Source organism: Demequina sp. (assembly GCF_024642165.1).
Taxonomy (GTDB): Bacteria; Actinomycetota; Actinomycetes; order Actinomycetales; family Demequinaceae; genus Demequina.
In genome coordinates, this window is sequence record NZ_JAHEBP010000117.1 from 1 (window position 1) to 6,337 (window position 6,337).

Consider the following 6,337-nt stretch of genomic DNA (forward strand, 5'->3'; position numbering starts at 1 on the left):
GCCGGCGCTGGCCGCCATCACTTTCTTCGTCATTGAGGCACTAGCCGGCGCAACCCGTCGCCTGTGTGTCTCCGTTCAGCCGCGCAGGTCTCGGCGCCGGTACGCGGCCACTCCGGCGACGCACAGCGCCGCCGCCGCGCCGAACAGCACCACCGGCTGGTACCAGGCGAGACCGTTGTCGAGCGGGAAGTTCCACGTCACGTAGTAGAACGGCGAGGCGTGGGCGAGCGGTTCGAGCGCGCTGTTGACCGCGGCGAATGCGGTGAGCGCCCACCCGACGATCGCCACGCCGGTGCCCGCGCCGATCGCGATGCGCGGCACCCCCGTGATGGCGCCGGCGAGGAACGCCGCCGCGCCCAGCACGCACCCGAGGCCGGTGATCAGCACGCCGGTCGCGGCGATGTTGCCGTAGTCCATGCCCAGGCCGCCGATCGCATTTCCCGCCGCCATGCCGGCTGCGATCAGCGCGCCGGTGACGGCCGAGACGATCAGCAGCGCGGCCACCCGCCGCCACGCGATGGAGTCGCGCGACACGGGCGCAGTCAGCAGCACGTTGATGGTGCGCCGCTGCTCCTCGCGGGCGAGCGCCGCACCCGCGGAGATCGCGACCACGCCCACCGCCACCGGAGCCAGGATGGACAGCCCCTCGCCGTGGTACCAGCCCTCTGGCCGCGAGTAGTCCGCGAACCCCACCATCGCCATGATCGAGTCGGGGAAGGACGAGGCGAACTGGCCCACCACGTCGGAGACGGCGTTGAACAGCGGCCCCATCACCGTCATCATCACGAACATGCCGCCGCCCGCGATGGTGAGCATCGCGCGCGACTCGCTCACGGCCATGCCGAGCAGCCCACGCGTGCTCCTGTTCCCCTGGAGCAACTCGAGCACCCGGGCGACCCGCGCATCGTCCTGCAGCCGTGCCACGAGCGGCAGCCGGCCCTCGCCGGACCGCAGGTCGCGGCGCACCAGCGCCGCCCAGCCCACGCCCACCAGCGCGGCCGTGATGGCCAGGAGGACTCCCAACTGCGCCCAGTCGGCGCCGTTGACCAGCGGCTGCGCGGCCCCGATGTAGTGCCAGGGGAAGATCTTGGCCCAGTTCTCCCAGCCGTCGAACATGGGCAGCAGGCCGGAGGCGAGGAAGGAGAACACCAGGAACGCGGTGGCGACGCCCGAGGCGAGCTGCTGCTGGCCGGTCGCCGCGCCGATCGCCAGCGCCACGGCGCCGTAGAGCAGGGACACCACGAGCACGTGCAGCGTCGCGCCCCACACGTCCACGCCCGTGGTGCTCTCGCCGAACGCGAGCACCGTCGCCACGTAGCCCAGCCAGGCAAGGATGTTGACGCCGAGCGCGATGGTGAACGCGGCGAGCGCCTTCGAGCCCAGCAGCCGCGAGCGCGACCGCGGCGCCGTGGTGAGCACGTTCATCGTGCCCTCGCGCTCCTCGCCCGCGATGGACGCGGCGCCCATCGAGATGGCGATGCCCGCGACCACGAAGGGTCCCAAAAAGTTGAACATCATCGACATCATCAGGCCCGTCACGCCGGCGTCGCTGCTGATGCCGAGGACCGACGAGTAGAACGCGGGCATCTGCTCGAAGAAGGAGACCGCCTCGTCCCCGATCCCGGAATATGCCCACATGCCGAAGACGGCGACGAGCCACAGGGACGCGACCCCGATAAGCGCGCCGGCCCAGCGGTCGCGCACCGACTTGAGGTAGAGCGTGCGGAGCATCACGCACGCTCCCCCACCGGCGCGGGGGCGCCCTCCACGTGGTCCGCGGCGTCGGCCTCGGTGACCTCGTCGCGGTAGAACTCGAGGAAGATCTCGTCGAGGTCCACGGATGAGGACGCCAGCGTGAGGACGTCGTGCGCCGTCGCCACCCTCAGCAGCGGGGCCATGGAGCCCTCGTACTGGGCCGTGAGGCGCCTGCCCTCGGCGGTCACGCCGTGCACCCCCTCGACGCCGTCGAAGGCGGAGACGGGCACGGGCTTGGCGAACTCGAGCGTGACGCGGCGCAGCGCCTTGTCCATGAGATCGGTCATCCGCTCGACCGCGATGAGGTGGCCGCGGCGGATGAATCCCACCCGGTCCGCCACGCGCTCGACCTCGGAGAGCGTGTGGCTGGACAGGAAGACCGTGTTGCCCTCCTCCACGTGCTCGCGCATGAGCGAGTGGAACTCGAGCTGGACCAGCGGGTCGAGGCCGGTGATGGGCTCGTCGAGCACCACCACCTCGGGGCGGTTCATGAACGCCTGGATGAGCCCCACCTTCTGGCGGTTGCCGGAGGAGAGCTCGCCCACCTTCTTGGCGAGGTCGGCGTCGAAGCGCTCCGAGAGCGTGTCGACCCAGGCCCAGTCGACACCGCCGCGCAGGTTGGCGAGGAACCTGAGGGTCTCGTGGCCCGTGAGGTTGGGGTACAAGGCCAGGTCCGAGGGGAGGAATCCCAGGTGGCGGCGGATCTCCACCGCGTCGCGCCGCGAGTCCAGACCCACGATGCGGCACTCGCCCGCGGTGGGGCGGATCAGGTCGAGCAGGCAGCGGATCGTGGTGGACTTGCCCGCGCCGTTGGGTCCTAGGAAGCCGAAGATCTCCCCGGGGCCGATCTGCAGCGACACGTCCTGGACCGCGGCGACGTCGCCGAAGTGCTTGGTCAGGCCCACGGTCTCGATGGCGGGCGTGGTGGTCATGGTGTCCCCTTCGTGAGCTCGGCATTCATGCGTTCCATCAGCGGCGGCCACTCCCTCGCGAAGAAGTCGGCCAGGTCTCCCAGCTCGGTCACGCGCTCGGGCCGCTCGCGCGGCAGCACCGCGGCGCCGTCCCGTGCGAGCTCGCCGAGCGCGCGGATGCGGTCGAGCTCCGAGGCCATCACGCTGTGCCAGGCGCCGGACCTCAGGCGGTACCGCTGGGTGCGGTCGCCGCGCACCCGCACCTGCTCGACCAATCCCAGGGAGACATGCGTGCGCAGTTGCGTCGAGACCGATCCGGCGCTCAGCGACAAGGCGGCGGCGATCTGCGCCTGGCTCTGTTCGGCGGGCTCGCAGATCATCAGCCAGCCCAGGATCTCGGCCCAGGCGCGGGCGGATCCGACCATGGTGAAGAAGGTGGCCACCTGGTCCACATACTCGTGCTGCGCATCGGTCATCAACACGTTTCAATCATCGCTGAACTGCTTGAAATTGGCAATTCGAGCGGCACGGATCAGGCGCCGATCTGGGGTAGCAGTCGCACCACCGGCATGGAAGCATGGGCCCCATGCCAGAGAGCCTCGACATGAACGATGCGGCGCCGGCCGCGGCGCCCGAGCAGGACGCCACCCCGGTCGCCGAATCGGAGGAGACGTACGCGATCCCCACCGTGACGTACGAGGAGGACTCGTCGCCCACGCCGCTGCCCGAGGAGCGCTACCTGGACCGTGAGCTGTCCTGGCTCGCGTTCAACGACCGCGTGCTCGAGATGGCCGAGGACCCGCAGACCCCGCTGCTCGAGCGCGCGCGCTTCCTCGCGATCTTCGCCTCGAACCTCGACGAGTTCTTCATGGTGCGCGTGGCGGGCCTCAAGCGCCGCATCGCCGCGGGCTTCGCGGTGCCGTCCGCCACCGGCATGAGCGCCTCCCGCCAGATCGACGCGATCATCGAGCGCGCACACGAGCTGATGGACCGGCACGCGGAGTGCTTCGAGGACCAGGTGCGCCCGGCGCTCGCCAACGAGGGCATCCAGCTGGTGCGCTATGACGAGCTCGAGGACAAGGAGCAGGACAGGCTGCGCAAGCTGTTCCGCTCGGACATCTTCCCCGTGCTCACGCCGCTCGCCGTTGACCCGGCCCACCCGTTCCCCTACATCTCCGGCCTGTCGCTCAACCTGGCCGTCGAGATCCAGGACCCTGACACGGGCAAGGACTACTTCGCCCGCGTGAAGGTGCCCGAGACGCTGCCCCGCTTCCTGTCCGTCGACGCGAAGGGACACGTGGGCCAGGTGACCGACGCCGCGGCCCTCTCGGATGAGCCGCGCAGCTTTGTCCCGCTCGAGGACGTGATCGGCGCCCACCTCGACTACCTCTTCCCCGGCATGGAGGTGGTGGCGCACTACACGTTCCGCGTCACGCGCAACGAGGACGTCGAGGTCGAGGAGGACGATGCAGAGAACCTCCTCAAGGCGATGGAGCGCGAGCTGCTGCGGCGCCGCTTCGGGCCGGCGGTGCGCCTCGAGGTGGCGGACGACCTCCCGCCCAAGATCCGCGAGCTGCTGGTGCGCGAGCTGGGCATCACCGAGAACGACGTGTTCCACCTCCCCGCGCCGCTGGACCTCACGAGCCTCAACGTGATCGCGGATCTGGACCGGCCGGCGCTTCAGTTCGCGCCGTTCCGGCCCACCACGCATCACAAGCTCGCACCCGTCGAGACGGCGGACGAGCAGAACATCTTCGACTCGATCACGCGCGGGGATGTGCTGCTGCACCACCCCTACGACTCGTTCTCGACCTCCGTGCAGGCGTTCCTGGCGCAGGCGGCCACGGATCCGCGGGTGCTCGCCATCAAGCAGACGCTCTACCGCACGTCGGGCGACTCGCCCATCGTCGACGCCCTCATCGAGGCCGCGCACAACGGCAAGCAGGTGCTTGCGCTGGTGGAGATCAAGGCGCGCTTCGACGAGCAGCGCAACATCTCGTGGGCGCGCAAGCTCGAGCAGGCCGGCGTGCACGTGGTCTACGGACTCGTGGGCCTCAAGACGCACTGCAAGCTGTCGCTGGTGGTGCGCCAGGAGGAGGACGGGCTCCACCGCTACTGCCACATCGGCACGGGCAACTACCACCCGCGCACCGCGCGCCTCTACGAGGACTACGGCCTGCTCACCAAGGACCCCGAGGTGGGCGCGGACCTCACCAAGCTCTTCAACCAGCTGTCCGGCTACGCCCCCAAGGCCAAGTTCCGCCGGCTGATCGTCGCCCCCAACGGCGTGCGCGCCGGCCTCATCGAGCGCATCGACAACGAGGCCCGCAACGCCGCCGCCGGCAAGGAGGCCTGGGTCAAGATCAAGGTCAACTCGATCGTCGACGAGAAGACGATCGACGCGCTGTACAGGGCCTCCCGCGCGGGCGTGAAGGTAGACGTCAACGTGCGCGGCATCTGCGCGCTCCGGCCCGGGGTGCCGGGGCTGTCGGAGAACATCCGGGTGCGGTCGATCCTGGGCCGGTTCCTCGAGCACTCGCGCATCTACGGCTTCGCCAACGACGGCGCGCCCGAGGTGTTCATCGGCTCCGCGGACCTCATGCACCGCAACCTCGACCGCCGCATCGAGGCGCTGATCTCCGTGGTGGACGAGCAGCAGGTCGCCGCGCTCATCGAGAACATCGACATGGCGATGAGCTCGCGGGTGGCCGGATGGGAGCTCAACGAGGACGGCTCGTGGAGCCATCCCGTGACCGACGGCCAGGGCTCGCGCCTCAAGGACCTCCAGGAGACGTACATCCGCCGGCAGCCGAAGCGGAGGGCCAAGGGCAAGTGAACCACCACCCTGAGGGCACGGTGGTGGCCGCCGGTGCGCTCGTGTGGCGCGTCCGGGATGGCGAGCTGCAGGTGCTCGCCGTGCATCGTCCCCGCTACAACGACTGGTCCTGGCCCAAGGGCAAGCTCGACCCGGACGAGTCCCTGGCGGAGTGCGCCGTGCGCGAGGTGGCCGAGGAGACGGGCAAGCAGATCGCGCTCGGCCAGCCGCTGCCCACCATCCGGTACCCGATCGCCGCGGGCAAGCAGAAGGTGGTGAAGTACTGGGCGGCCGAGGTGCTGTCCTCCAAGTCCCCCGCCATCGCCGGCCGCCCCCAGTACAAGCCCGCCGCCAAGCACGAGATCGACCGCCTGCGCTGGCTCTCCGTCGCGGAGGCGCAGCGCATCATCACGTTCCCCGATGACCTGCGTCCGCTGGACGCACTGGTCGAGGCGTACGCCGCGGATCGGCTTGATACCAGGCCATTCGTTCTGGTCCGGCACGCGCGGGCGCGGCGCCGGAAGGCGTGGAAGCTCGCGGACGAGCGACGCCCGCTCACCAAGAACGGGGTGATGCGCGCTCAGCAGATCGTGCCGCTGCTCGCCTCGTTCGGGATCACCAAGGTCGACTCCTCGCCCGCTCGCCGGTGCCTGGACACGGTGAGCCCGTACGCGGAGGCGATCGGGGTCGCGGCGACCACTCACGACGCGCTGACCGAGCCGAGTCACGCCCGCAAGCCGCTCGCCACCGCGAAGGTGTTCTCGGTGCTGTTCAACAAGAAGTCGCCGCGCGCGGTGTGCGTGCACCGGCCCACGCTGCCCACCATCGTGGAGATGCTGCGCGCGACCATGCGGCC

The 6,337-nt window shown here is 69.9% G+C and carries 5 protein-coding genes; 2 read left to right on the forward strand and 3 right to left on the reverse strand.

Annotated features, from left to right (window positions below; translation table 11 throughout):
- Positions 1 to 75 precede the first annotated feature (75 nt).
- Genes Q0L54_RS09680 through Q0L54_RS09690 form a run of 3 tightly spaced genes read right to left on the reverse strand, consistent with a single transcriptional unit; the run spans position 76 to position 3,142 of the window.
- Positions 76 to 1,731: an ABC transporter permease subunit gene (locus Q0L54_RS09680; protein WP_296667639.1), complete on the reverse strand. Its 1,656-nt coding sequence runs from the start codon at positions 1,729 to 1,731 to the stop codon at positions 76 to 78.
- A complete protein-coding gene (locus Q0L54_RS09685) occupies positions 1,731 to 2,687 on the reverse strand; it encodes an ABC transporter ATP-binding protein (RefSeq protein WP_296667632.1) in 957 nt (318 codons plus the stop codon). The genes Q0L54_RS09680 and Q0L54_RS09685 overlap by 1 nt, the downstream gene beginning before the upstream one ends.
- Entirely contained in the window at positions 2,684 to 3,142 is a 459-nt protein-coding gene (locus Q0L54_RS09690; protein ID WP_366937954.1) for a helix-turn-helix domain-containing protein, read from the reverse strand. Before Q0L54_RS09690 ends, Q0L54_RS09685 begins: the two co-directional genes overlap by 4 nt.
- 110 nt (positions 3,143 to 3,252) lie before the next feature.
- Between Q0L54_RS09690 and Q0L54_RS09695 the strand changes: the two genes are divergently transcribed.
- Together Q0L54_RS09695 and Q0L54_RS09700 are read left to right on the forward strand one after the other, a co-directional pair.
- Entirely contained in the window at positions 3,253 to 5,502 is a 2,250-nt protein-coding gene (locus Q0L54_RS09695) for an RNA degradosome polyphosphate kinase (RefSeq protein ID WP_296667636.1), read from the forward strand.
- The coding region (locus Q0L54_RS09700) for an NUDIX hydrolase (RefSeq protein ID WP_296667637.1) at positions 5,499 to 6,337 on the forward strand (839 nt) is incomplete at its 3' end. The genes Q0L54_RS09695 and Q0L54_RS09700, both read left to right, overlap by 4 nt.